We start from the raw sequence: 22,958 nt of genomic DNA on the forward strand, positions 1-22,958 counted from the left end.
GGGCGTGAGCGCCAAGAGAAACGAGCACGGTCCCCAGGACGACAAGCTGCCCATCCGGATGCTGCACGACCGCGTGCTCGTGCGGCAGGACACCGGCGAGGGCGAGCGGCGTTCCGGGGGCGGCATCCTGATCCCCGCGACGGCGGCCGTCGGCAAGCGGCTGGCCTGGGCCGAGGTCGTCGCGGTCGGGCAGAACGTACGGACCGTGGAGCCGGGCGACCGGGTGCTGTACGACCCGGAGGACCGTGCCGAGGTCGAGGTGCGGGGCGTGGGCTACGTGCTGATGCGCGAGCGCGATCTGCACGCCGTGGCCGCGGACCGGTTCGAGGGGTCGGAGGACTCCACCGGGCTGTACCTCTGAACCACGGGTTCGCATCCTGACTCAGGGGCCGGTGACCAAGGTCACCGGCCCCTTTCCGCTGTCTTTGCTACGTTGGGAAGCACCCCGACGAGACGCGCCGTACCGGGCTGAAGGAAAAGACGACGCACCCCGTTCAGTTCGTTCACGGAGGTGCCTGTCATGGCGTGGGTTCTGCTCGTCGTCGCCGGTCTGCTCGAGGTCGGCTGGTCGGTCGGGATGAAGTACACCGACGGTTTCACGCGGCTGTGGCCGAGTGTGTTCACCGGTGCCGGGATCGTCGCGAGCATGATGCTGCTGTCGTACGCCGCCCGGACGCTGCCCATCGGTACCGCCTACGGCGTGTGGGTGGGCATCGGCGCGGCCGGGGCGGCGGTGCTCGGCATGGTGGTGCTGGGGGAGCCGGCGACCGCCGCCCGGATCTTCTTCATCTGTCTGCTACTGGTCGCCGTCGTGGGGCTGAAGGCGACCTCCGGTCACTGACGCCGGGGTGTGACGGGGATGCCGGGGAAGCCGGTGTCGCCGCCGCTCGCGCCGTCGGTGTCCCCGCCGCCCGGGCCGGTGCCGCCGTTCGAGGAGTCGTCGCCGGTGTCGCCGCCCGAGTCGCCGCCGCCCGTGGGGCCCGGCTCGGTGCTGGGGCCGCCCGAGCCGGGGGTGCCGCCGCCGGTCGACGGGGGGTCGGACTCGGTGCCGCCCACGTCGCCGGGCGGGGTGCTGCTGCCGGAGTCGCCCGGGGTGTCGCTGCCGTTGCCGTCCTCGTCGCCGGTGGAGGAGGCGTCCGGGTCGCCGCTGCCGCTCTCCTCGCCGTCGCCGGGTTCGTCCGAGGCGTCGCTGCTGGGGGGCGCCGTCACGTCGGCGCCCGCCTGGAGCTGGAGGTCGAAGTCGGCGACGGGTTCGCCCTTGAGTGCGTTGCGGGTGTACTGGCTCCAGATCTCGGCGGGGGCGCCGCCGCCGTTGATGCGGGCGAGGCCCATGGCGCCGTACAGGGACTTGTGGGCGGCGGTCTTGGGGTCCTGGCCCATGACGGCGACGACGGTGGCCAGGTCGGGGGTGTAGCCGGCGAACCAGGCGGCGGTGTCCTCCTCGGCGGTGCCGGTCTTGGCGGCGGCGGGGCGGCCGACGGCCTGGGCGGCGCTCGCGGTGCCGTTCTGGACGACGCTGCGCAGGACGGACGTGGTGGTGTCGGCGGCCTCGCGGCTGACGGCCTGGTGCTCGCGCCGCTCGGGCAGCTCGACCTCCTGCTTGCCGTCCTTCATGACCTTCTCGACCAGCGTGTAGGTGCTGTGCCTGCCGTGGTTGGCGAGGGTGGCGTAGGCCTCGGCCATGTCGAGGGGGCTGGCGGTGGCGACGCCGAGGGCGATGGAGGGGGAGGGGGTCAGTTCGGGGGTGTTCTTGGAGAGGCCGAGGTCGATCGCGGTCTGCATGACCTTGTCGGAGCCGACGTCGACGGCCATCTGGGCGTACACGGCGTTGATGGACTTGTCGGTGGCCTCGCGGACGGTGACGTTGCCGTAGTCGCGCTGGTCCTCGTTCTCGGGGGCGTAGCGGCCGCCGGCCCAGCCCTGGACGGGGCGTTCGCTGGTGCCGTCGTAGCGGGTGTTCGGGTCGATGGTCCGGCCGTTCTGTGTCTCGGAGTGGTTCTCGACGGCGGACGTGAACACGAAGGGCTTGAAGGTGGAGCCGACCTGGAAGTCGCGGCGGGTGGCGCCCGGTGTGTACTGCTTGACGTAGTCGATGCCGTTGTACATGGCGACGACCTTGCCGGTCTTCGGGTCGACGGAGGCGCCGCCGGCGCGGACGTAGGTGTCGACCTTGCGTTCCTTCTGGTCCAGCTGGGAGATGAGCTTGTCGTCGACGGCCTTGACGAAGGCGTCCTGCTTGTCCTTCTGGAGGGTGGTGGTGATGCGGTAGCCGCCGCGGTCGAGTTCCTCCTCCTCGACGATGCCGTTGTCGATCAGGTACTTCCTGACGATGTTGACGACGTAGCCGCGCTGTCCGGACAAGTTGGTGGAGATGGTGGACTGCTTGGGCTTGGGGAACTTCGCGGCGGCGCGGTCGGAGGCGCTGAGCCAGCCCTTGTCGACCATGCCGTTCATGACGTAGTTCCAGCGGGCCTCGGCGGCGGGCCGGTTCTCGGGGTGGGCGACGACGTCGTACTGGCTGGGGGCGTTGAGCAGGGAGGCCAGGTAGGCGCCCTGGGCGGCGGTGAGGTCCTTGGCGTCGACGCCGAAGTAGGCCTGGGCGGCGGACTGGATGCCGTAGGCGCCGCGGCCGAAGAAGCTGGTGTTGAGGTAGCCCTCGAGGATCTCGTCCTTGCTCTTCTCGCGGTCGAGCTTGATCGCGATGAAGAACTCCTTCACCTTGCGGGTGACGGTCTGTTCCTGGGCCAGGTAGTAGTTCTTGACGTACTGCTGGGTGATGGTGGAGCCGGACTGCTTGCCCTGGCCGGTGGCGGTGTTCCAGCCGGCGCGGACCATCGCCATGGGGTCGATCGCGGACTCGCTGTAGAAGTCCCGGTCCTCGGCGGCGAGGACGGCGTGCTGGGCGTCCTTGGAGACGCGGGCGAGGCCGACGCTCTCGCGGTTGACCTCGCCGTCGCGGGCGAGGACGCTGCCGTCGGCGTACAGGTAGACGTTGGACTGCTTGGTGGCGAGGGCGTTGGCGGCGGGGATCTGGACGAGGTGGTAGCCGAGGAAGAAGCCGCCGACGACGAGCAGCAGGCCGATGACGACGGTGCTGAGCACGATGCGCCAGGTGGGGATCAGCCGGCGCCAACCGGTGCGCTTGGGCCGCTTGGCCTTCTTCGCCTTCCCGGCGGCGTCCGGTGTTCCCGACGCCCAGCCCCGGTTCGGCTGCTGTGGCTGCGGCTGCGGCTCGTCGCTCATCTCGTGCACGGACTCCTGTTTCATTTCGTACGGTTTTCGTACGTCTGAGTTCTTCTGAAGAAGACTCTCGCACCGTGGGTTCCGTTCCCAGTCGACGGCACACCCGTGAAATTCCGTGGCGGGGGCCTTCGCGGTCGCACTAGGCTCCTGCGCTTCGGTGCCGGTCGGAGGGGGAGGGCTGTGGGTGCGGGCTCGGGGCGGTTGTACGTGGCCGTCGCGGCGGGTGGATTCCGACGGTACGCGACGTATCGGGCGGCCACTGCGGCCGGGGTGTTCACGAACACCGTTTTCGGACTGATCCTCGTCTACACCTATCTGGCCCTGTGGGACGAGAAACCGCAGCTCGGCGGGTACGACCAGGCGCAGGCGACGACCTTCGTGTGGCTGGGGCAGGCGCTGCTGGCGGCGCTGGCGATCGGCGGCGGGGGCTTCGAGGACGAGCTGATGGAGCGCATCCGTACGGGTGATGTCGCCGTCGATCTGTACCGTCCGGTCGATCTTCAGCTGTGGTGGCTGGCGGCGGACGTGGGCCGGGCGGTGTTCCAGCTGCTGGGCCGGGGCGTGGTGCCGTTCGTGTTCGGATCGTTGTTCTTCCCGGTGGCGCTGCCGGGTGAGGTGAGCGTGTGGGCGGCGTTCCTGGTGACGCTGGTGCTGGCGATGCTGGTGGGTTTCGCGCTGCGCTATCTGGTGGCGCTCTCGGCGTTCTGGCTGCTGGACGGGTCCGGGGTGACGCAGATGGCGTGGCTGGCGGGGCTGTTCTGCTCGGGGATGCTGCTGCCGCTGAACGTGTTCCCCGGGGCGCTAGGCGAGGTGGTGCGGGCGCTGCCGTGGTCGTCGCTGCTGCAGGCGCCGGCGGACGTGCTGCTGGGGGAGGCGGACCCGCTGCCCACGTATCTGTTCCAGGCGTCCTGGGCGGTGGCGCTGCTGGCGCTGGGCCGTCTGGTGCAGTCGGCGGCGACGCGACGGGTGGTGGTCCAGGGTGGCTGAGGCGGCCGGTACGGAGGTACGGCGGGGGCGGGTCGTCGAGGGGGTGCGGGCGTACGGGCTGATCGCCGGGATGTGGATCAGGTCGACGATGGCGTACCGGACGTCGTTCGCGCTGACGACGCTGGGGAACTTCGCGACGACCGCGCTGGACTTCGTGGCGATCCTGTTGATGTTCTCGCGCGTCGACGCGCTGGGCGGCTGGGCGCTGCCCGAGGTGGCGTTCCTGTACGGGCTGTCCGGGGTGTCCTTCGGCCTGGCCGACCTGGCCATCGGCTCGATGGACCGGCTGGGGCGCCGGGTGCGCGACGGCACGCTGGACACGCTGCTGGTGCGGCCCGTGCCGGTGCTCGCGCAGGTGGCGGCGGACCGGTTCGCGCTGCGCCGGCTGGGCCGGGTGACGCAGGGGGTGCTGGTGCTCGGGTACGCGCTGGTGGTCCTGGACGTCGACTGGACGGCGGCGAAGCTGCTGCTGATGCCGTTGATGCTGCTCGGCGGTGCGGGGATCTTCTGCGCGGTGTTCCTGGCGGCGGGGGCGTTCCAGTTCGCGGCGCAGGACGCCTCGGAGGTGGCCAACGCCTTCACCTACGGCGGTACGACGCTGCTGCAGTACCCGCCGGCGGTGTTCGCGCTCGACCTGGTGCGCGGGGCGACGTTCGTGGTGCCGCTGGCGTTCGTGAACTGGCTGCCGGCGAGCCATGTGCTGGGGCGGCCGTACCCGCTGGGACTGCCGGGGTGGGTGGCGTTCACGACGCCGCTCGTGGCCGCGGCCTGCTGTGCGCTCGCCGGGCTGGCCTGGCGGGCGGGCCTGCGTTCGTACCGGAGTACGGGGAGCTGAGGGAGATGACCGAGACGGCTGGGACGGCCCGCACCACGGCGGAGACGACGGAGACGACGGAGACGACGGAGACGACGGAGACCGTGCCGGGCGGGGAGGCGGACGGCGGGGCCTTCATCGAGCTGGACGGTGTGGAGAAGGTCTTCGACGTGCGCAAGAAGACGGGCTTCCTGAGACGGGAGCGGCGGCAGGTGCGGGCCGTGGACGGGCTGTCGTTCACCGTGTCGCGCGGCGAGGTGGTCGGCTACATCGGCCCGAACGGCGCCGGGAAGTCGACGACGATCAAGATGCTGACCGGCATCCTGACGCCGAGCGGGGGCCGGCTGCGGGTGGCCGGCATCGACCCGTCCCGGGAGCGGACCCGGCTGGCGCACCGCATCGGGGTGGTCTTCGGGCAGCGCACGACGCTGTGGTGGGACCTGCCGCTGATCGACTCCTACCGGCTGATGCACCGCATGTACCGCATCCCCGACGCCCGTTACCGCGAGAACCTGGACCGCTGTGTCGAACTCCTGCAGCTCCAGGACCTGTTGGACGTGCCGGTACGGCAGCTCTCGCTCGGCCAGCGGATGCGCGGCGACATCGCGGCGGCGCTGCTGCACGATCCCGAGGTGCTGTACCTGGACGAGCCGACGATCGGGCTCGACGTCGTCTCCAAGGCCAAGGTGCGGGGATTCCTGCGGGACTTGAACGCGGAGCGCGGCACGACGGTGCTGCTGACCACGCACGACCTTCAGGACATCGAGCAGCTGTGCTCGCGGGTGATGGTCATCGACCACGGCCGGCTGATGTACGACGGCCCGCTGGCGGGCCTGCACGAGGCGGGGGAGAGCGAACGCACCCTGGTGGTGGACCTGGCACGGGAGTTGCCGCCGATCGAGGCGCCGGAGCCGGCGCGGGTGGTGCGGGTGGAGGGCCCGCGGCAGTGGCTGGCGTTCCCGGCGTCGTCGTCGGCGGCCGGGCTGGTGGCGGCGGTCGCGGCCCGGTATCCGCTGGTGGATCTGTCGGTGCGGGAGCCGGACATCGAGTCGGTGATCGCGAAGATGTACGCGGAACGCGCGGGCGCGTAGTGTCCGGCGCGGTCACCTCGTAGGCTGCTGTACATGACCGACGACGCCCCGGAACTCCGCGCATCCGACGCCGACCGCGAACGAGTCGCCGAGGTCCTGCGCGACGCCCTCGCCGAGGGACGCCTGGACATGACCGAGTTCGAGGAGCGGCTGGACGCCACCTACAAGGCGCGGACGTACGGGGAGCTGGCGCCGATCACCCGGGACCTGCCGGTCGGCGCGGCGCCCGCGGCACCCGCGGCGCCCAGGGTGTCGATGACCAAGGAACCCGAGCGGGCCGGGGGCTGGGCGGGGCGGATCACCGGCGCGGAGCCCTCGTCGACCTGGGCGGTCGCCGTGATGTCCGGCTTCCAGCGCAAGGGGCGCTGGACGGTGCCGGGGCGGTTCAACTCCTTCGCGTTCTGGGGCGGCGGTGAGATCGACCTGCGCGAGGCGGACTTCTCGGCCGGCGAGGTCGTGCTCAACTGCGTCGCGATCATGGGCGGGATGCAGGTGATCGTGCCGCCCGGCGTCGAGGTGATCGTGCGCGGCATCGGCATCATGGGCGGTTTCGACCACCGCGAGGAGGGCGTCCCCGGTGACCCGGGCGCCCCGCGCGTCGTCGTGACGGGCTTCGCCTTCTGGGGCGGGGTCGGCGTCGAGCGCAAGGTGACGCGGGCGGAGCGGCAGCGCCTGAAGGAGGAGCGCCGGCAGGAGAAGCTGGAGCGCAGGGCCGCGCGCCGAGAGCTGCACTCCACCGTCCGCGAGGACGCGGAGGACGCCCACCGCCGGATGCTGGACGACCACCGCGACATGCTGCGCGAGCACCGCGAGGACCGCCGCGAGCGGCGCGAACTGCGCCGCGAGGACCGCGACCGCCGCGGGCGCGGCGAGGACTGACGACCGCCGCGGGCGCGGCGAGGGCCGGCGGATGCCTCGCTCGGAGCGAGGGCCGCGACCGCCGCGGGGGCTGACGACGGCGCGGGCGGGACCGGGCGGCGCCACGCCCGCTACGCCGCGACCGGTGCCGCGCCCTTCAGGGTGTCGAGGTCGAGGACCCGGCCCATGCGCGCGTACCCCTTGTCGCCGGGGTGCAGGTGGTCGCCGCTGTCGTAGTCGGAGCGCAGCCGGCGCGGGTCGTAGGGGTCGCGCAGGGCCTTGTCGAAGTCGACGACCGCGTCGAAGACCCGGCCGGAGCGGATCTCCTCGTTGATCTGCTGCCGCATCGTCTCGCGGGCCTCGGTGTGGCCGCCGTGGCCGCCGAACGGCAGGATCGTGCCGCCGACGACCCGCAGGCCCCGGTCGTGCGCCCGGTCGACGAGGGTGCGCAGGCCGGTGAGGATGCCGTCGCGGTCGGCGAGTTCGGGGCTGTGCAGGATGTCGTTGACGCCGAGGAGGACGACGACGACCTTGACGCCCGTGCGGTGCAGCACGTCCCGTTCGAAGCGGCTCAGGCCGCTGGGGTTGTCGGCGGGCCGGCCCGTCCTGCCGGTCAGGAGGCGGTTGCCGCTGATGCCCTCGTTCACGACGCTGTAGCGGGGCGTGTCCCGGCCGTCGCCGGCCGCGTCGTGCAGCCGCTCGGCGAGGACGTCGGTCCAGCGGTGGTTGGCGTCGACGTCGGCGCCGAGACCGTCGGTGATCGAGTCGCCGAACGCCACCACCGTGCCGTCGGCCTCGTGGCTGAGCACGTCCAGCGCGGTCAGGTAGCGCCAGTACGGCGTGGGCGTGGTGTACGCGACGCCGGTGACGTCGGCCGTGCGGTCGCCGTCGGCGAGGTAGCTGGTCTGCCGGGCCATCGGATGGTAGGTCACCGGGCCGGACGGGAGCGGGGAGTACGTGGTGACCAGGACGTCCGCCCCGTAGGGGAGGGCGATGCGGACGACGTCGCTCATCACCCGGCCGCCCGCCGGGATGATCACCCGGGCGCTGCCGCCGAAGGTCAGCCGGCGCATGGTGTCGGCGACGGCGGCGGCCGTGTCGGGCCCCGCGGCCAGCGCTATCGAGGCGTGCGTGACGGTCAGCGGCGACTGGCCGTACAGGTTGGACAGGGTGATGCGCGCGCTGGTGCCGCCGACCGAGGTGTGCACGACGTTGCGCACGGAGCGGCCCGCCATGCCGGTCGTCTCGGTCCCGGGTTCGGCCGCGGCCGGCGCGGTGGCCCAGGCGCCCACCCAGACGCCCGTGGAGGCGGGGGCGGCCTCTCCCCGTGAGAGGCGGCCGCCGGCCTGCGGTGCGTGGTCCCCGGTGCCGATGTCCGCGGACGCTCCGGCGTATATGGCCGCGGAGATCGCCACTATCAGGGTGACGATCGCCGCCAGCAGGGCACGGTGCTTGGTGGGAGGCGCCCCCGCACCCCCGTCACGACCAGGGGTCATGCTGTGTTGTTCTCCTCGGGCGAGGGGAGCCCCGGGGCTCCGGTCCGATGAACCCATGATGCGTCATGGGCGGAGGAAAGGCCGCGGGAGCCCCGGGCGTTCCCCCTTCCGGGACAGACGCCGGGAACTTGTGTTCCGTTCCGGGAGTCGGTCAGGAAGGGACAATGTGTGAGGGACGTGTCAGCGAACGGTGGAGCGGATGGAACGCACGAAGGCGGAGCTTCCTGCGGGTGCGGGTGCGGGTGCGGGTGCGGGTGCGGGTGCGGGGGACGGGGGTGGTTCCGGGGGCGCCGGGGCGGGCGCGGGTGAGGACACCGGCGGCGCGGGTGCGGTCCGTGACCGTGCGATGACGTCCTTCAGCCCGGCCGACGAGATCAAGCGCCGCGGCGTGCGCCGGATGAAGCTCACCGCCACCGGCCTGCTGCTCTTCGTCGCCCTGGTCTACGTCCTGGCCGAGTGGGCCTCCCACCGCGGCGCGGGCGCCTGGGCGGGCTATGTGTCGGCCGCCGCCGAGGCCGGCATGGTCGGCGCGCTCGCCGACTGGTTCGCGGTCACCGCCCTCTTCCGCCACCCGCTCGGCATCCCCATCCCGCACACCGCGATCATCCCGAAGAAGAAGGACCAGCTGGGCGTCTCGCTGGGCGAGTTCGTCGGCGAGAACTTCCTCTCCGAGGCCGTCGTGCGCCACCGGCTGCGCGCCGTCGGCATCGGCAGCCGCCTCGGCGCCTGGCTCGCCGTGCCCGAGCACGCCGACCGGGTGACGGCCGAGCTGTCCGCCGCCCTGCGCGGCGCCCTCACCGTGCTGCGCGACTCCGACGTCCAGGCGGTGGTCGGCGAGGCGATCACGCGCCGGGCCGACGCCCAGGAGATCGCGCCCGGCATCGGCAAGATGCTGGACAGGGTCGTCTCCGACGGCGGTCACAAACGCGCCGTCGACCTGATCGTCTCCCGCGCCCACGACTGGCTGATCCTGCACGGCGACTCCGTGATGGACGCCGTACAGGGCGGGGCGCCCGGCTGGACGCCCCGGTTCGTCGACCGGAAGATCGGCGACCGGGTCTACAAGGAGCTGCTGCGCTTCGTCACCGAGATGCGCGACATGCCCGCCCACCCGGCGCGCGGCGCCCTCGACCGGTTCCTCACCGACTTCGCCGCCGACCTCCAGTCCGACACCGAGACCCGCGCGCGCGTGGAGCGGCTGAAGACCGAGGTGCTGGGCCGCGGCGAGGTCCAGGACCTGATCGCGTCCGCCTGGACGGCCGTACGGTCGATGATCGTCTCGGCGGCGGAGGACGAGCGCAGCGAGCTGCGGCTCAGGGTGCGCGCCTCGCTGCTGTCGCTGGGCGCCCGGATGGCCTCCGATCCCAAGGTGCAGGGCAAGGTCGACGGCTGGGTGGAGAGCGCCGCGGTGTACGTCGTCACCACCTACCGCAAGGAGATCACCTCGCTGATCACCGACACGGTGGCGAGCTGGGACGCCGAGCACACCACGAAGAAGATCGAGGCGAACATCGGCCGCGACCTCCAGTTCATCCGCATCAACGGCACCGTCGTCGGATCCCTGGCCGGGCTGCTGATCTACACCGTCTCGCGCATCCTGGGGGCGTAACCCCGTCCGCCGCGGGCACTCCCTCGCCATGACAGGAGACTCGCCGGCGCCGGTGCCCGCTTCCACCGGGACGGTCACCACGGCCGTCCCCGCCCGGCTGGACCGGCTGCCCTGGTCGCGCTGGCACTGGATGATCGTGATCGGCCTGGGCACCGTCTGGATCCTGGACGGCCTGGAAGTCACGATCGTCGGCAACGTCGCCGGACGGATCGCCGAGGAGGGCAGCGGCCTCGACATCAGCTCCGCCCAGATCACCGGCCTGGCCGCGGCCCTGTATGTGGCCGGCGCCTGCTCCGGGGCCCTGTTCTTCGGCCGGCTGACCGACCGGCACGGCCGCAAGAAGCTGTTCATGATCACGCTGGTGGTCTATCTGGCGGCCACCGCGCTGACCGCGGTCTCCTTCGAGTCCTGGTGGTTCTTCCTCTTCCGCTTCCTGACCGGTTTCGGCATCGGCGGCGAGTACGCGGCGATCAACTCCGCGATCGACGAGCTGATCCCGTCCCACTACCGGGGCCGGGTCGACCTCGTCATCAACGGCAGCTACTGGCTCGGCGCGATCGGCGGCGCCCTGCTGTCCATCGTGATGCTGGACACCGACATCTTCGCCAAGGACGTCGGCTGGCGGCTCAGCTTCGCCCTCGGAGTGGTCCTGGGCCTGGTGGTGCTGCTGGTACGGCGGCACGTGCCGGAGAGTCCACGCTGGCAGATCATCCACGGGCACGGCGAGGAGGCCGACCGGCTCGTCGACTCCGTCGAACGGGAGATCGAGCAGGAGAAGGGCGAGGGACTTCCCCCGGCGGCCGGTGAGATCACCATCCACCAGCGCAGGTCCATCGGCTTCGGCCTGATCGCCAAGACCGTCTTCGGCCGCTACCCGCGCCGCGCGATCCTCGGCCTGTCCCTCTTCATCGGCCAGGCCTTCCTCTACAACGCCATCACCTTCGGCTTCGGCACCATCCTCATCACGTTCTTCGACGTGCCGACCGGCAGCACGGGCTACTACTTCGCCGTCATCGCCGCCGGCAACTTCTGCGGACCGCTGCTGCTGGGCCACCTCTTCGACACGGTCGGCCGCCGCATCATGATCTCCGGCACCTATCTGCTCTCCGGCCTCCTGCTCTTCGCCACCGCCTGGCTCTTCGACCGCGGCTCGCTCACGGCGACGACCATGACGGCCTGCTGGTGCGTGGTGCTGTTCTTCGCCTCGGCGGGCGCGTCCAGCGCTTACCTGACCGTCTCCGAGATCTTCCCCATGGAGACCCGCGCCATGGCCATCGCCTTCTTCTACGCCCTCGGCACCGCCGCCGGCGGCATCAGCGGCCCGCTGCTCTTCGCCGACCTGACCGAGTCGGGCGTGGTCGGCGACACGGTCATGGCCTTCCAGATCGGCGCCGGCCTGATGTGCGCGGCCGGCCTGGTGGCGGCGTTCCTCGCGGTGAAGGCGGAACGCCGCTCGCTGGAGGACATCGCGGAGCCGCTGTCGGCGGCGGCGCCGGATACGCCCGGGACCGCGGACTCCGGCGCGAAGACCGCGTAGCGTCACACACGCCGATCCGGTCCGACCCGGCACAGACGTCGAGGAGTCCCCGATGAGCGTCCGCAGGATCGTCCCGAACATCCACGTCGAGGCCGAGGAGCAGTGGAACACGAGCCGCGACTTCTACGGCCTGCTCGGCTTCGAGGAGGTCATGGACATGGGCTGGGTCACCACCCTGGCCTCCCCGTCCAACCCCACCGCCCAGATCAGCCTCTTCACCGAGGAACGCACGGCGCCCGTCGTCCCCGACCTGAGCGTGGAGGTCGAGGACGTCGACGCGGTCTACGACCGGGTCGCCGCGTCGGGCGCCGAGATCGTACGGGAGCCGCGGAACGAGGAGTGGGGCGTACGGCGGTTCTTCGTCCGGGCCCCGGACGGCCGGGTGATCAACGTGCTGACCCACCTGACCTGATCCCTTCCCCGGGCCGGCGGCCCCGGCCGGGCCGGTGCCTCGCCGCTCAGGCGCGCCGGTCGGCGACCGCCCAGGAGGCCAGCGCCACGGCACCCGCCACGCCGAACACGGCGGGCCACGCGCCCACCTTCTTGGCCAGCGGGTGCGACCCCGCGAACCCGGCGACGTAGGCCGCCGTCAGCGCGCCCGCGGCCTTCCCGCCGGCCCGCGCCCGCCACTGCTGCGCGGCGGCGGCCCCGGCGACGGCGAGCACGGCCCCGCCGAGCTGCCGCTTCTTCGTCCAGCGGGCCACGCCGTACCCGCCGACGAGACCGCCCGCGGCGACCACCGCGCTGGGAACCTTCGCCATCTCTGCCTCCTGCACTGCCGCACCGGTCCCGGTCGTCGAACGAGATTCCGGTGCACCGACTTGTCGGGTTCGAGGCTAATCCCCGCCCCTTTCGGCCGAGCACCGAGCCCTGATCGCGACACTCGCGGGTATGCGCCCCGTTGGAGAGGGGGACGACGAGCACCGGAGGAGCCCGATGACCACGCAGCGCCCCCGCACCGACGACCCGACCCGCCCCCGGACGGTCACCGTGGACGGCGCCCGCGTCGCCTGCTGGGAGTCGGGACCGCGGGACGCCGAGCCCGTACTGCTCCTGCACGGCTACCCGGCCGACCACCGCTGCTGGCGCCACCAGGTCCCGCCCCTGTCGGACCGGTACCGGGTCATCACCCCGGACCTCCTCGGCTGGGGCGCGTCCGAGCGGCCGCTGCACCTGTCCTTCGACTACGACACGGAGGTCGCCCGGCTCGGCCGGCTCCTGGACGCGCTGGAACTGGACGCGGTGAACCTGGCCGGCCACGACTACGGCGGCTTCCTCTCCCTCGGTTTCGCCGAAACCCGCCCCGGACGGGTACGCAGGCTGGCGATCCTCAACAGCCGGGCGCAGGGCACCTTCACCCGCCGCTGGTACGCCGTGTTCAGCCTGGTCAGCCTCGTGGGACGCACCCCCGCCCTGCACCGCCCGGCGACGCGCCTGCCCTACGCCGCCCTCCACCGCCGGGCCTTCGCCCCGCTCGTACGCGCCGGACACCTGGAGCCCGGCGTCCTGGACGGCTACGTCGACTGGATGGCCACCGCCGAGGGCCGCCGCTGGCTGCTGCACTACTTCGGCGACTACCGCACCCCGCCCCGCCCCGAACTGCGCCGGCGCCTGCGTGACCTCACCTGCCCGACGGCGGTCGTCTGGGGCCGCGCCGACCCGTACCTGAGCCCGGCGATCGCGACCGAGCTGGCGGCGACCGTGCCCGGCGCCGAGCTGACGCTGCTGGACGACGCGGGCCACTGGGTGATGGACGAACGCCCGGACGCCGTGACGGCGGCACTGGGCCGACTGCTGGAACGACCGACTTCGAACGGGTGAGACGCACGTCACATGCGGGGCGTGCTCCGGCCTGTCACATCGCGCCGCCGGCATCCGTCGTAGCTGTGTAGGGCCAGGAAGCCGATCGAGCAACGCTGAAGAGGAACCGTCATGGAAGCGCGTCTCAACATGTTCACCAACCCGCTCGCGGGCAAGATCCTGCGTCACGTCAACTCCGCGGGCAAGGCCGTGAGCGACTCGACGCTGCCGGCCGAGACCCAGGAGCTGGTCAAGATCCGCGCCAGCCAGATCAACGGCTGCGGTTTCTGCCTCGACATGCACACCAAGGACGCCGCGAAGGCGGGGGAGACCCCGCTGCGCCTCAACCTGATCGCCGCCTGGCGGGAGGCCAAGGTGTTCACCGACGCGGAGCGCGCCGCCCTGGAGCTGACCGAGCAGGGCACCCGCCTCGCCGACGCCTCCGGCGGCGTCACCGACGAGGCCTGGGCGAACGCGGCGAAGCACTACGACGAGGAGCAGCTCACCGCCCTCGTCGGGCTGATCGCCGTCATCAACACCTACAACCGCCTGAACGTGATCACCCAGCAGCCGGCCGGCGACTACGAGCCGGGGATGTTCGGCTGAGGCCGGCGCCGCCCCGGCCGTCGTCCCCGGCCGCCCGGTCCCGTCGCCCGCCGCTCAGCCGGCGTGCAGCAGGACCGGAAGCCGCTGGTGGCCGTTGCTGATCAGCGAGGGCACGGGCGGCAGCTCCTCGGCCGGGTCGGCGAGCCGCAGGTCCGGGAAGCGGCCGAAGAGGCTCTCCAGCGCCAGGGTCACCTCCATGCGGGCCAGCGGCGCGCCCAGGCAGAAGTGGACGCCGTGGCCGAAGGCCAGGTGCTCCTTGACCGTGCGGGTGGCGTCGAAGGTGTCGGCGTCCTCGTGCCAGTCCGGGTGCCGGTTGGCGGCGGCGTACGAGGCCAGGATCGCCTCCCCGCGGGCGATGGTCCGCCCGTCCGGCAGGGCGATGTCGTTGACCGCGTACCGCAGCGGCAGATGCTTGACCGCCGGTTCGTGACGCAGCGTCTCCTCCACCACGTCCCCCCAGGTGACCTCGCCCTTGCGGACCAGGGCGAGCTGGTCGGGGCGGGTCAGCAGGGTGTGCACGGCCTGGTCGATGACGTTGACGGTGGTCTCGTAGCCGGCGCTGATCACCAGCAGCAGGGTGTCGCGCAGCTCGTCGGGCGTCAGGCGGTCGCCGTCCCCCTCGTCGTCCCGCGCGGCGATGAGCAGGGACGTCATGTCGTCGCCCGGCGTCGCGCGCTTGGTCGCTATGAGCCGGTCCAGGACCGCGTACAGGCCTGCGGCGTTGGCCTGCGCCTCGGCCTGGTCCAGGGTGGTGTCGAAGACGCCGTCCACGACGGTGCGGAAGCCCCCGCGCTGGTCCTCGGGCACGCCCATGAGGTGACCGATCACCGCGATGGGCAGGGGGTAGGCCAACTCCTGCCGCAGATCGACCGGTTCACCGGCGGGAAGCTCCGCGAGCCGGTCGACGATCGCGGTCACCGTCTTCTCCACGGCCGGCCGCATCGCGGCGATCCGGCGGGCGCTGAAGGCGGGCGCCACCAGTCGGCGCAGCTTGCGGTGGTTCGGCCCGTACGCGGTGAACATGTTCTCCACCGCCACCCACAGCGCCAGCGGCCAGGTGGTGACGACCTCGGCGAAGGCGGGCCAGTGCGCCCGGGAGTCCTTGGACACGTCGGGGCTGGTGAGCAGCTGTTTGAGGAGGACGGGGTCGCTCACCGACCAGGCCTCGACGCCGAGGACGTCCACCCGGGTGGCCGGGCCGCGCTCCCGCAGGGTGCGGTGCTCGGCGTGGTGATCGGCGCCGTAGGGGTCGAGGACGAGGGCGGGCTGCTGGGTCGCCATGGCCTGGCTCCTTAGTGTGCGGCGGGTTGCGCGGCGGGGAAGGTGACGGGCAGGGATTCGAGGGCGCGGTGGAACGGGCCGGGGCGCCAGGTCAGTTCGGCCGCCGGCCGGGCCAGGTCGGTCTCCGGCAGTGCGTCCAGGAGGTGGGTGACCGCGGTCTCGGCGATCAGGTAGGCGTGCGAGCGGGCGGGGCAGGTGTGCGGGCCGGCGCTCCACGCCAGGTGGGCGCGGTTGCCGCCGAGCCGCCCCGCGGGCAGACCCTCGGTGAGGGCCGGGTCGTTGTTCGCGGCGGCCATCGAGATCACCACCGGCTGGTCGGCCGGCAGCAGCACGCCCTCCACGTCGATGGGGTACGGCGGGTAGGAGATGCAGTAGTTGGCCATCGGCGGGTCGGTGTAGAGGACGGCGTCGAGCGCGTCGCGCACCGTGGACAGGCCGGCGTGCAGGTCGGCGGAGAACTCGTCGTCGGTGAGGATCTTCAGGATCGTGTTGCTGATCAGGTTGGTCATGGGTTCGATCCCGGCGCCGTAGAGCGTGACGAGCTGGTGGCTCATCTCCTCGTCGCTCAGCTCGACGGGGTGCAGGGCCAGCCGGGAGGTGATGTCGTCGCCGGGGTGGGCCCGGCGCAGCGCCACCAGGTCGGACACGGCCCGGGCGAGGATCACGTTGCCCTGCTCGGCGTTGGTGGTGTCGAAGATCTTCGCCATGCCGTCGGCGATGCGCTGCCCGATCTCGTCGGGGCAGCCGAGCAGCGCGCTGAGCACGCTGAAGGCGATGGGGAAGGAGTACTGGGTCAGCAGGTCCGCCGAGCCGGCCGCGCGGAAGCCGTCGATGGCGCCGTCGGCGACCTTCTCGACCAGGGCCCGCAGCCCGTGCTGGTCGACCTGGTCGAGGGCGTGGGTGTTGGCCGACCGGTAGCGGGCGTGCTCGGCGCCGCCCGAGCGCAGCGCGTTGGGCCGCCACTCCATCATCGGCCGCACCGGGCAGGTCGCCGGGATCAGCTTCTCCCAGGCCCGCGGGTCGGCCGGGAAGTGCAGCGGGTCGTTGAGGATGCGGCGGGCCTGGTAGTAGCCGATCACCAGGGTCGCGGGCACACCGGGCGCCAGGTCGACCGGGACGAGCGGGCCGTGGGTGCGGCGCATGCTCCGGTAGGCGGCGTGCGGGTCGGCGGCGAACTCCGGTGCGTACAGGGCGATCCGGCCCGGGGGACCGGCGGGCGCGGACTCGGCGGAGGACAGCGTCATCGGCGGGACTCCAGGAGGGCGGCTGAACGGTGCTCGGAGAGGTACTCGGTCAGCGTGATCAGGGCGTGCAGGGAGGACGTGCGGTCGCGGGCGTCGCAGTACGTCAGGGGCGTGGCCGGCTCCAGGGCGAGGGCCTCGCGCAGTTCGGCCTCGGGGTAGGCCGGGGCGCCGGGGAAGGTGTTGATCGCGACGGCGTACGCGATGCCCGCACCGTCGAGCAGCCCGAGGGCGTCGTGGGAGGCGTCGAGGTCGCGGGTGTCGGCCAGGACGAGACAGCCGAGGGCGCCCTCGGCCAGGTCCTCCCACAGCGGCTGGAAACGGGACTGCCCCGGCAGCCCGAACAGGTACAGGGCGAGCCGGCCGCCGGCCATGTGGATGCGGCCGAAGTCCATCGCCACGGTGGTCGTCGTCTTGTGCGGGGTGCCGCGCAGGTCGTCCACACCGGCGCTGGCCTGCGTGATCGGCTCCTCCATCCGCAGCGGCCGCACCTCCGATACGCTGCCGATCAGCGTCGTCTTGCCGACGCCGAAACCGCCCGCGACCACGATCTTGGCCGACCGGGTCACCGTGGCGGGGACGTAGGTGACGGCCCCGTCGGCCCGGTCGGTGCCGTGGGCCCGGTCGGCGCCTTCGGCCGGGGTGGACTCGTCGGTCCGGGTGGACGCGCCGGTCCGGGTGGACGCGCCGGTCCGGTCAGACCATGGAGCGAAGTCCACGGAGTACCTCCTGCAGCAGGTCGAAGTCGGGCTGGTCGTCGGTCGCGTCGACCGGGCTGGCGAGGTGGCCGGAGTCCATCAGCGAGGAGACGAGGATGCGCACCGTCGAGGGCGGCAGCTCCAGCGCGGCGGCGATGTCGGCGACGGCCAGGCCGCCGTCCGCGCCCGCGAACAGCCGCATCACCCGGCGGGCGTCCGGCCCGAGCGTGTCCGTGGGGCCGGTCGCGGCGATGACCACGCTCTCCAGGCGCACGTCCTCGCGCGCACGGACCCGGCCCTGGGTGCGGACGTAGGGCCGGACCATGTCGGGGTCACGCCGCGGCCCGCTCATACCGGTGAGCCGCCGTCCGCGGCCGGCACCCGCGCCTGGACCGGCACCCGCTCCTCGGTGGCCAGCTCGTGCCCCACCCGGGTGGCGAGCCGCACCATGTGGTGCGAGATCAGACCGACGTCGGCGTCGGGGCCGGTCGTGCACACCGACAGCATGGTGTTCTTCGCGGCCGTGGTCGTCAGGCCGATGCAGCCGACCGACTCGATCAGCAGCTGCCGCATCCCCGAGCCGCCGGTGAACTCGTCCCAGGCCTTGCCCGCCGCGCGCAGCGCCGCCGTCAGCGCGGCGAACTTCTCCCCGTCGTCCTGGCCGATCGTCTCGGTGCGGGCCTTCAGCAGCCCGTCGCTGCTCATCAGCACGGCGTACCGGACGCCCTCGACGCTGCCGAGTTCCTGGTCCAGCAGCCAGCCCAGGCCGTTGGTGTGTGTGTCTTGCACGATCAGTTTCCTTCGTCGTCAGCGCCGTCGTGGGGGGTGGGATGGGCGGCGGAGGTGCGGATGGCGTCGGCGGAGGTCGGCGAGGGCCGCTCGCCCTCCCGGCCGCTGCGGGTGCCGGCCGCCCAGGCGGCGGCGACGGCGGGACGGCCGGGCTCGGTGTCGTCGGGAGCGGCGGGGCGGGGTGCGCGGGCGGGCGCGGGGGAGCGCCGGCGGACGGTCAGGCCGCTGGCGGTGGTGGTGGCGGGTGCGGCCTCGGGGGTGGCCGAAGGGGCGGTCTCGGCGAAGGGGGACGAGGCGGCCGGCACGGGTGCGGGGGCCGGCTCGGGTGCCGGGTCCGGGGCCGGAGCCGGGCCCGGTTCGGGTGCGGGTGCGGCGGGAGCCGTGGTCACCGTCCGGCCCGGGGTCTCCTCCGCCTCCGCCGCGTTCGCCACCGCCTTCGGCGGCAGTGCCCGGGACACGGCCTGCGGCGCCGGCTGGGCCGCCGCCGGGTCGACGATCAGGTTCTTCGGCAGGACGACCATGGCCCGGGTCCCCTGGTAGATGTTGGGTGCGGTCAGCTCCACGCGGAAGCCGTAGTTCTCCGCGAGCAGCGACGCCACGCGCAGCCCGGTCTGGGGGTGGGCGCCCAGGCGCGTGATGTCGTCGCGCTGCTCGCCGGACATCACGTCGCTCGCCCACAGCAGCCGCTCGTCGTCCATGCGCAGCCCGGCGTCGTCCACGATCAGGAAGCAGGCGTGGTGCCCCTGTTCCAGCGAGACGTGGACGCTGGCGGCGGGCGGCGAGTAGCGAAGCGCGTTGTCCAGCAGTACGGCGAGCGCGTGCACGACCGCCTCCACGGCGCGGCCCTCGACCACCACGGATCCCATCTCGGGGTGCTTGATCCGCTCGTACCCCTCGATCCGGCCCATGGCCGCGCGCACGATGTCGGTCAACGTGGTGGCCGGCCAGCGCCGGGACAGCTTGTCCCCGGCGAGCACGGAGTACCCGGACGCCGTGAGCAGCATCTGCTGCGCGAGGTGGTCGATCTCCACGAGCGTCGCGTACGCCTCGTCCGAGATGTGCCGCCGTACGCCGTGGCTGACGGCCCGGCCCAGCTTCGCCGCGCGGGCCACGACGTTGTTGGCGAAGCCGCGCACGGCGGCGCGGGCCACGCCGACGGACTCCTGCCGTACCTGTGCGATCCGCCGCTCGGTGTCCTGCCGTACCTGCTCCGCGGCGTGGGCCGCGGCCTGCTGGGCGGCCGTCCGTTCCTGCGCCCGTACGTCCCCCACCGCCGCGGCCACCGCGCCGGGCACGGCACGCAGTCGCTCGGCGAGCGGCGTACCGTCGAGCTGCGCCGGCACGGGCAGCCCGCCGTCGGGGCCGGTACCGCCGGGCCCGCCCTTCGCGACCGCCGGGATCACCGTGGCGGCCAGGTGCCCCACGCACTGCTCGGCGGCGACGAGTTGCAGGGTGAGCCGGTCGGCGTGCTCGCGCAGCTGCTCGGCCCGGCGCCGGGCCTGCTCGCCCTTGCGCCGGAAGTACCACGCGGCCCCGACTCCGGCCACCGCCAGCACGGCGGTGGCGGTCACTATCAGTTCAGTCATCAGGTCCTCACGGATCGGAAGCCGTCGGTGTGGGCGAGGGTGGCCGAGGCGGGACGGCGCGCAGGGGCGGGGCGCCGTCCGGCCCGATGACGACCGGGCTCAACGGGCCGGAGCGGACCGGTGTCTGCGAAGGGCGCCTCGGGCTGCGGACTCAGCAGCGACGCGGGCGACGGCGAGGGCGCACGACATGGAACTCCCGGGGGACACGCGAGGGCCGGTACGAGCAGGGGGTGCCGACGACGCGGACTCGAAGCGGTACGGGACACGGCCCGACCACCTCGAACTCCCGTATCCGCGAGCGGCGTTCGACGTACAGGAGGGGACACTACCGCTTGTGCTCACGGGTCGTGGCAGCCTCGTGACTACGAGCCGGAGCCGTCGGGGGTTTGACGCGAAAAATGCCCGAATGGCGGCCGAACGTCTTTGGCCGGAAAGGAAGTTGGCCCGGAAGGCGCCACCCTGGTAAGGGCGGTCCGGCAGCGGCTCGGCCCACGTCGGCGAGACGCTTCAGCCATTCGACGACCACGGACTCGCGCAGCCCCGTCCTCGTCCCCCCCGCTCCGCTCCGTCACGATCCGGAGCTGAGCTGGTCCGTGATCTCCTTGATCCAGTCGGCCTTGGCGGCCGGGTCCATGAGGCTCTCCTGCCATGTCCGCGGATCCATCCCGTGGTCGGTGGGGCCGGCCTTGAGCACCACCAGCAGATCCATGGCCGAGCGGCGCAGTTCGGGCTCGGTGTCGGGCCGCGAGACCATGTCGTAGAGCTTGTGCGCCGCCAGCTGGCGCTTGTACTTCGACACCTTCTTCCAGACCTTCATGGCGTGCTTCAGCGATTCCCAGGTGGGCTTGGCCTCCGGCACTTCCTCGCCGTGCGGCGTGTAGCGCTCGGGGTGGTGGGCCTCCTGGAAACGCCCGTAGCCCGACCTGACCCCCTTGTAGCCGGCGGTGAGGACGACGAGACCCGCCCCGGCCGCGGCGACGATCCAACCGGCCGGGTTGGAGGCCAGGGCTCCCGTGGCGACGATGGCCACGGTCGCGATGCCGCCCGCACCCTTCAGCCCCTCGCCCAGGCCACCGCCCGCCCCCTCCTTGAGGGCCTTGGAGACCTGCTTCCGCCGCGCGAACTTCTTGGTCCCGTCCACGGTCCTCGCGTCGTTCAGGGCACGGAGGTAGGTGAGCTTGGCCTGGGCCTCGCGCTGCGCGGCCGCCTCGTAGCTCCGCACGGCGGCGTCGAACGCCGCCTGCCACCCTTCCCGCGGACGCCCCTGTTCGGACTCCCTCTGCAACGCCACGACCTCGTCGTACGCGGCTTTGGCCCGTTGCTCCTCGGCGTCCGCCGGAGCCTTCAGCCGGGCCAGCAGTCCGGCGTGGGCGGTTTCGGCGTCCGGGAGCTTCCCCAGGTTCCGGTACTTGCGGATCGCGCCGCCGGTCTTGCCGAGGGCGCGGATGCTCTTCGCCACACCGGCGACGCCGCTGAGCACACCGCTCGCCTCGGCGCCGGCCGCGGTGCTCGCCACGCCCTCGACCTTGATCGCCTCCTTGGCGATGGCACCGGCGTTGGCCCCCGTGCTGGCGACGCTCATACCCGCGTCGCCCGCCTTGACCTTGGCCTTCCTCCGCGCGTTGTGATATCCGGCGCCCGCCTTCTTCTGCAGGGAGGTCTTCAGGTTCCTGAAGGCGTCCGCGACGCTGGCCCCGAGGGCGAGGAGCTCCGCGCCGGCGCTCAGCGACGCGCCGGCGACTCCCGCGGCGGCGGCGTCGTGCTTCAGGACGGAGGCCGCCGACGCCCCGGAGGCCTCCGCCGGGGTGGCGTCCGGCTTCGCCGCGGCGGCCGCCTCTTCCGTGGCCTTCTGGCCGAGCCCCGCGGCTGTGGGCGCCTGAACCCCCTTGCCCAGGGCGTCCGCGGGATCGAGGATCCGTTTTCCCTGGTCCGCGTTCTCGGCGATCTCCTTCAGGCGGTCACTCTTCTTCCCCGAGGCCGAGGGCGCCTCCGTGACGCGCGCCGCGTCTCGGGCGGTGTCGAGCTCCGTCTGGAAAACGGGGTCGACTCCCATCCCGTGGGTGCCGGATTCCGATCCGCGTCGGGTGAGGGTGGCGGGGTCGGGGCGGGTGTCGGTGTCCGAGCCGCGCCGGGTGCGGCCCGTGGAGGTGAAGCGGGCGGCGAGGGCGGCGCGGCGTGCCGCTTCTTCTGCGGCGGCACGCTCCTGGGCGGCGCGTTCGGCGGCGCGGCGTGCCTGCTCCTGGAGGCGGGGGTCGACTCCCATCCCGTGGGTGCCGGATTCCGATCCGCGTCGGGTGAGGGTGGCGGGGTCGGGGCGGGTGTCGGCGTCCGAGCCGCGCCGGGTGCGGCCCGAGGGGGTGAAGCGGGCGGCGAGGGCGGCGCGGCGAGCCGTCTCCTCGGCCGCGGCGGCGGCGCGTCCGGCGGCGAGGCGTGCCTCTTCGGCGGCGCGTTCAGAGGCGAGGCGCTCCGCTTCTTCGGCGGCGGCGCGTTCGGCGGCGGCGGTGCGTGCCTCTTCTCTGGCGGTGTCGACGTGTTCCTCGAAGCCGGGGTCGACTTCCATCCCGTGGGTGCCGGATTCCGATCCGCGTCGGGTGAGGGCGGTGGGTCCGGGGCGGGCGTCGGTGTCGGAGCCGCGCCGGGTGCGGCCCGAGGGGGTGAAGCGGGCGGCGAGGGCGGCGCGGCGTTCCGCTTCTTCGGCGGCGGCGCGTTCGGCGGCGGCGGTGCGTGCCTCTTCTCTGGCGGTGTCGACGTGCTCCTGGAAGCCGGGGTCGACTTCCATCCCGTGGGTGCCGGATTCCGATCCGCGTCGGGTGAGGGCGGTGGGTCCGGGGCGGGCGTCGGTGTCCGAGCCGCGTCGGGTACGGCCCGACGGGGCGAAGCGGGTCGCCCCGGTGGCCTCGGGGGCCGCGACGGGTTCCGGTGCGCTGGTGCCGACCTCCGGGGCGCCGGAGTCGCTCCGGACTTCGGCGACCGACGCGGGCCGGGTGCCGGACCCCATGCCGAGCGGGACACGGTCGCCCAGGGCACCGGGTGCCGACCCCCGTCGCGTGAGGCCGGCCGGGGCGCGCCGGGCGCCGGGGGCCGAGCCGGGCCGGGCGGTGTCGATGCCCGGGGCCCGCTCCGGGGTCCTGCCCCTGGCGCGCTGCACGGTGGCGGTCGCCGCCTGGTTGCCGGCGCTGGACTGGAGCCCGAGGAGGGCCTGTTCCGCCGAGGTGCCCGACCCGGACGACCTGGCGGTCCGTCCCTCCTCGCGACGCTGCCGGGCCGCGGCCAGGGTGGCTGCGGAGGGCCGTTCGGAGGAGCGGTGGACAGGGGCGCTCAT

Annotated in this window: 21 protein-coding genes and 1 riboswitch; of the genes, 11 read left to right on the top strand and 10 right to left on the bottom strand. The window is 72.9% G+C overall.

Translation table 11 applies throughout. The features are described from left to right. The first annotated feature begins 4 nt into the window (after positions 1 to 4). Complete coding sequence (locus AB0P07_RS13770; RefSeq protein ID WP_003975911.1) at positions 5 to 361, top strand: co-chaperone GroES; 357 nt, start codon at positions 5 to 7, stop codon at positions 359 to 361. Positions 362 to 422: 61 nt separating this feature from the next. Next, positions 423 to 490, top strand: a riboswitch (guanidine-III (ykkC-III) riboswitch). Positions 491 to 520: 30 nt separating this feature from the next. After that, entirely contained in the window at positions 521 to 841 is a 321-nt protein-coding gene (locus AB0P07_RS13775) for a multidrug efflux SMR transporter (RefSeq protein WP_365549552.1), read from the top strand. On the opposite strand, the gene AB0P07_RS13780 is transcribed toward AB0P07_RS13775, so the two are convergent. Continuing rightward, entirely contained in the window at positions 835 to 3,243 is a 2,409-nt protein-coding gene (locus AB0P07_RS13780) for a transglycosylase domain-containing protein (protein ID WP_365550309.1), read from the bottom strand. The two genes, AB0P07_RS13775 and AB0P07_RS13780, sit on opposite strands and share 7 nt — an antisense overlap. A 180-nt stretch (positions 3,244 to 3,423) precedes the next feature. On the opposite strand from AB0P07_RS13780, the gene AB0P07_RS13785 reads away from it, so the two are divergent. The 4 genes from AB0P07_RS13785 to AB0P07_RS13800 are packed head-to-tail and all read left to right on the top strand — an operon-like array spanning position 3,424 to position 7,014. Further along, entirely contained in the window at positions 3,424 to 4,230 is an 807-nt protein-coding gene (locus AB0P07_RS13785; protein WP_365549555.1) for an ABC-2 family transporter protein, read from the top strand. Further along, positions 4,223 to 5,065, top strand: coding sequence for an ABC transporter permease (locus AB0P07_RS13790; RefSeq protein ID WP_365549558.1), 843 nt, complete (start codon positions 4,223 to 4,225; stop codon positions 5,063 to 5,065). The genes AB0P07_RS13785 and AB0P07_RS13790 overlap by 8 nt, the downstream gene beginning before the upstream one ends. Then, entirely contained in the window at positions 5,062 to 6,135 is a 1,074-nt protein-coding gene (locus tag AB0P07_RS13795; RefSeq protein WP_365550312.1) for an ATP-binding cassette domain-containing protein, read from the top strand. The genes AB0P07_RS13790 and AB0P07_RS13795 overlap by 4 nt, the downstream gene beginning before the upstream one ends. A 33-nt stretch (positions 6,136 to 6,168) precedes the next feature. Continuing rightward, the gene (locus tag AB0P07_RS13800) at positions 6,169 to 7,014 is read left to right on the top strand and encodes a DUF1707 domain-containing protein (RefSeq protein WP_365549560.1); all 846 of its coding nucleotides are present in this window, start codon (positions 6,169 to 6,171) and stop codon (positions 7,012 to 7,014) included. A 110-nt stretch (positions 7,015 to 7,124) separates the two neighbouring features. Here the strand turns inward: AB0P07_RS13800 and AB0P07_RS13805 are convergent, their stop codons facing one another. Continuing rightward, positions 7,125 to 8,489: an SGNH/GDSL hydrolase family protein gene (locus tag AB0P07_RS13805; RefSeq protein ID WP_365549563.1), complete on the bottom strand. Its 1,365-nt coding sequence runs from the start codon at positions 8,487 to 8,489 to the stop codon at positions 7,125 to 7,127. 346 nt (positions 8,490 to 8,835) lie between these two features. On the opposite strand from AB0P07_RS13805, the gene AB0P07_RS13810 reads away from it, so the two are divergent. Genes AB0P07_RS13810 through AB0P07_RS13820 form a run of 3 tightly spaced genes read left to right on the top strand, consistent with a single transcriptional unit; the run spans position 8,836 to position 12,047 of the window. Beyond that, on the top strand, positions 8,836 to 10,098 hold the full coding sequence (locus tag AB0P07_RS13810) for a DUF445 domain-containing protein (protein ID WP_365550315.1): 1,263 nt from the start codon (positions 8,836 to 8,838) through the stop codon (positions 10,096 to 10,098). 28 nt (positions 10,099 to 10,126) lie between these two features. Further along, entirely contained in the window at positions 10,127 to 11,635 is a 1,509-nt protein-coding gene (locus AB0P07_RS13815) for an MFS transporter (RefSeq protein ID WP_365549566.1), read from the top strand. A 52-nt stretch (positions 11,636 to 11,687) separates the two neighbouring features. Beyond that, entirely contained in the window at positions 11,688 to 12,047 is a 360-nt protein-coding gene (locus AB0P07_RS13820) for a VOC family protein (protein ID WP_365549569.1), read from the top strand. A gap of 46 nt (positions 12,048 to 12,093) precedes the next feature. On the opposite strand, the gene AB0P07_RS13825 is transcribed toward AB0P07_RS13820, so the two are convergent. Continuing rightward, entirely contained in the window at positions 12,094 to 12,396 is a 303-nt protein-coding gene (locus AB0P07_RS13825) for a hypothetical protein (protein WP_125631267.1), read from the bottom strand. A gap of 175 nt (positions 12,397 to 12,571) precedes the next feature. On the opposite strand from AB0P07_RS13825, the gene AB0P07_RS13830 reads away from it, so the two are divergent. After that, on the top strand, positions 12,572 to 13,456 hold the full coding sequence (locus tag AB0P07_RS13830) for an alpha/beta hydrolase (protein ID WP_365549572.1): 885 nt from the start codon (positions 12,572 to 12,574) through the stop codon (positions 13,454 to 13,456). Positions 13,457 to 13,567: 111 nt separating this feature from the next. Continuing rightward, a complete protein-coding gene (locus tag AB0P07_RS13835; protein WP_365549575.1) occupies positions 13,568 to 14,041 on the top strand; it encodes a carboxymuconolactone decarboxylase family protein in 474 nt (157 codons plus the stop codon). 54 nt (positions 14,042 to 14,095) lie between these two features. Here the strand turns inward: AB0P07_RS13835 and AB0P07_RS13840 are convergent, their stop codons facing one another. From AB0P07_RS13840 to AB0P07_RS13870, 7 genes are all read right to left on the bottom strand, one after another. After that, positions 14,096 to 15,322 carry a cytochrome P450 gene (locus tag AB0P07_RS13840; RefSeq protein WP_365549578.1) on the bottom strand — a complete coding sequence of 409 codons (1,227 nt, stop codon included), beginning with the start codon at positions 15,320 to 15,322 and terminating at the stop codon, positions 14,096 to 14,098. Positions 15,323 to 15,333: 11 nt separating this feature from the next. After that, a complete protein-coding gene (locus tag AB0P07_RS13845; RefSeq protein ID WP_365549581.1) occupies positions 15,334 to 16,566 on the bottom strand; it encodes a cytochrome P450 in 1,233 nt (410 codons plus the stop codon). Further along, positions 16,563 to 17,132, bottom strand: a complete 570-nt coding sequence (locus AB0P07_RS13850) for an ATP/GTP-binding protein (protein WP_365550317.1) — start codon at positions 17,130 to 17,132, stop codon at positions 16,563 to 16,565. The genes AB0P07_RS13845 and AB0P07_RS13850 overlap by 4 nt, the downstream gene beginning before the upstream one ends. Before the next feature lie 127 nt (positions 17,133 to 17,259). Continuing rightward, the gene (locus tag AB0P07_RS13855; protein WP_365549584.1) at positions 17,260 to 17,613 is read right to left on the bottom strand and encodes a DUF742 domain-containing protein; all 354 of its coding nucleotides are present in this window, start codon (positions 17,611 to 17,613) and stop codon (positions 17,260 to 17,262) included. Beyond that, on the bottom strand, positions 17,610 to 18,050 hold the full coding sequence (locus tag AB0P07_RS13860; protein ID WP_061444491.1) for a roadblock/LC7 domain-containing protein: 441 nt from the start codon (positions 18,048 to 18,050) through the stop codon (positions 17,610 to 17,612). The genes AB0P07_RS13855 and AB0P07_RS13860 overlap by 4 nt, the downstream gene beginning before the upstream one ends. Positions 18,051 to 18,052: 2 nt before the next feature. Beyond that, positions 18,053 to 19,636 carry an ATP-binding protein gene (locus AB0P07_RS13865; RefSeq protein WP_365549587.1) on the bottom strand — a complete coding sequence of 528 codons (1,584 nt, stop codon included), beginning with the start codon at positions 19,634 to 19,636 and terminating at the stop codon, positions 18,053 to 18,055. 568 nt (positions 19,637 to 20,204) lie between these two features. Continuing rightward, a complete protein-coding gene (locus AB0P07_RS13870; protein WP_365549590.1) occupies positions 20,205 to 22,958 on the bottom strand; it encodes a hypothetical protein in 2,754 nt (917 codons plus the stop codon).

This window comes from Streptomyces sp. NPDC085944, assembly GCF_040686295.1.
Taxonomy (GTDB): Bacteria; Actinomycetota; Actinomycetes; order Streptomycetales; family Streptomycetaceae; genus Streptomyces; species Streptomyces salinarius.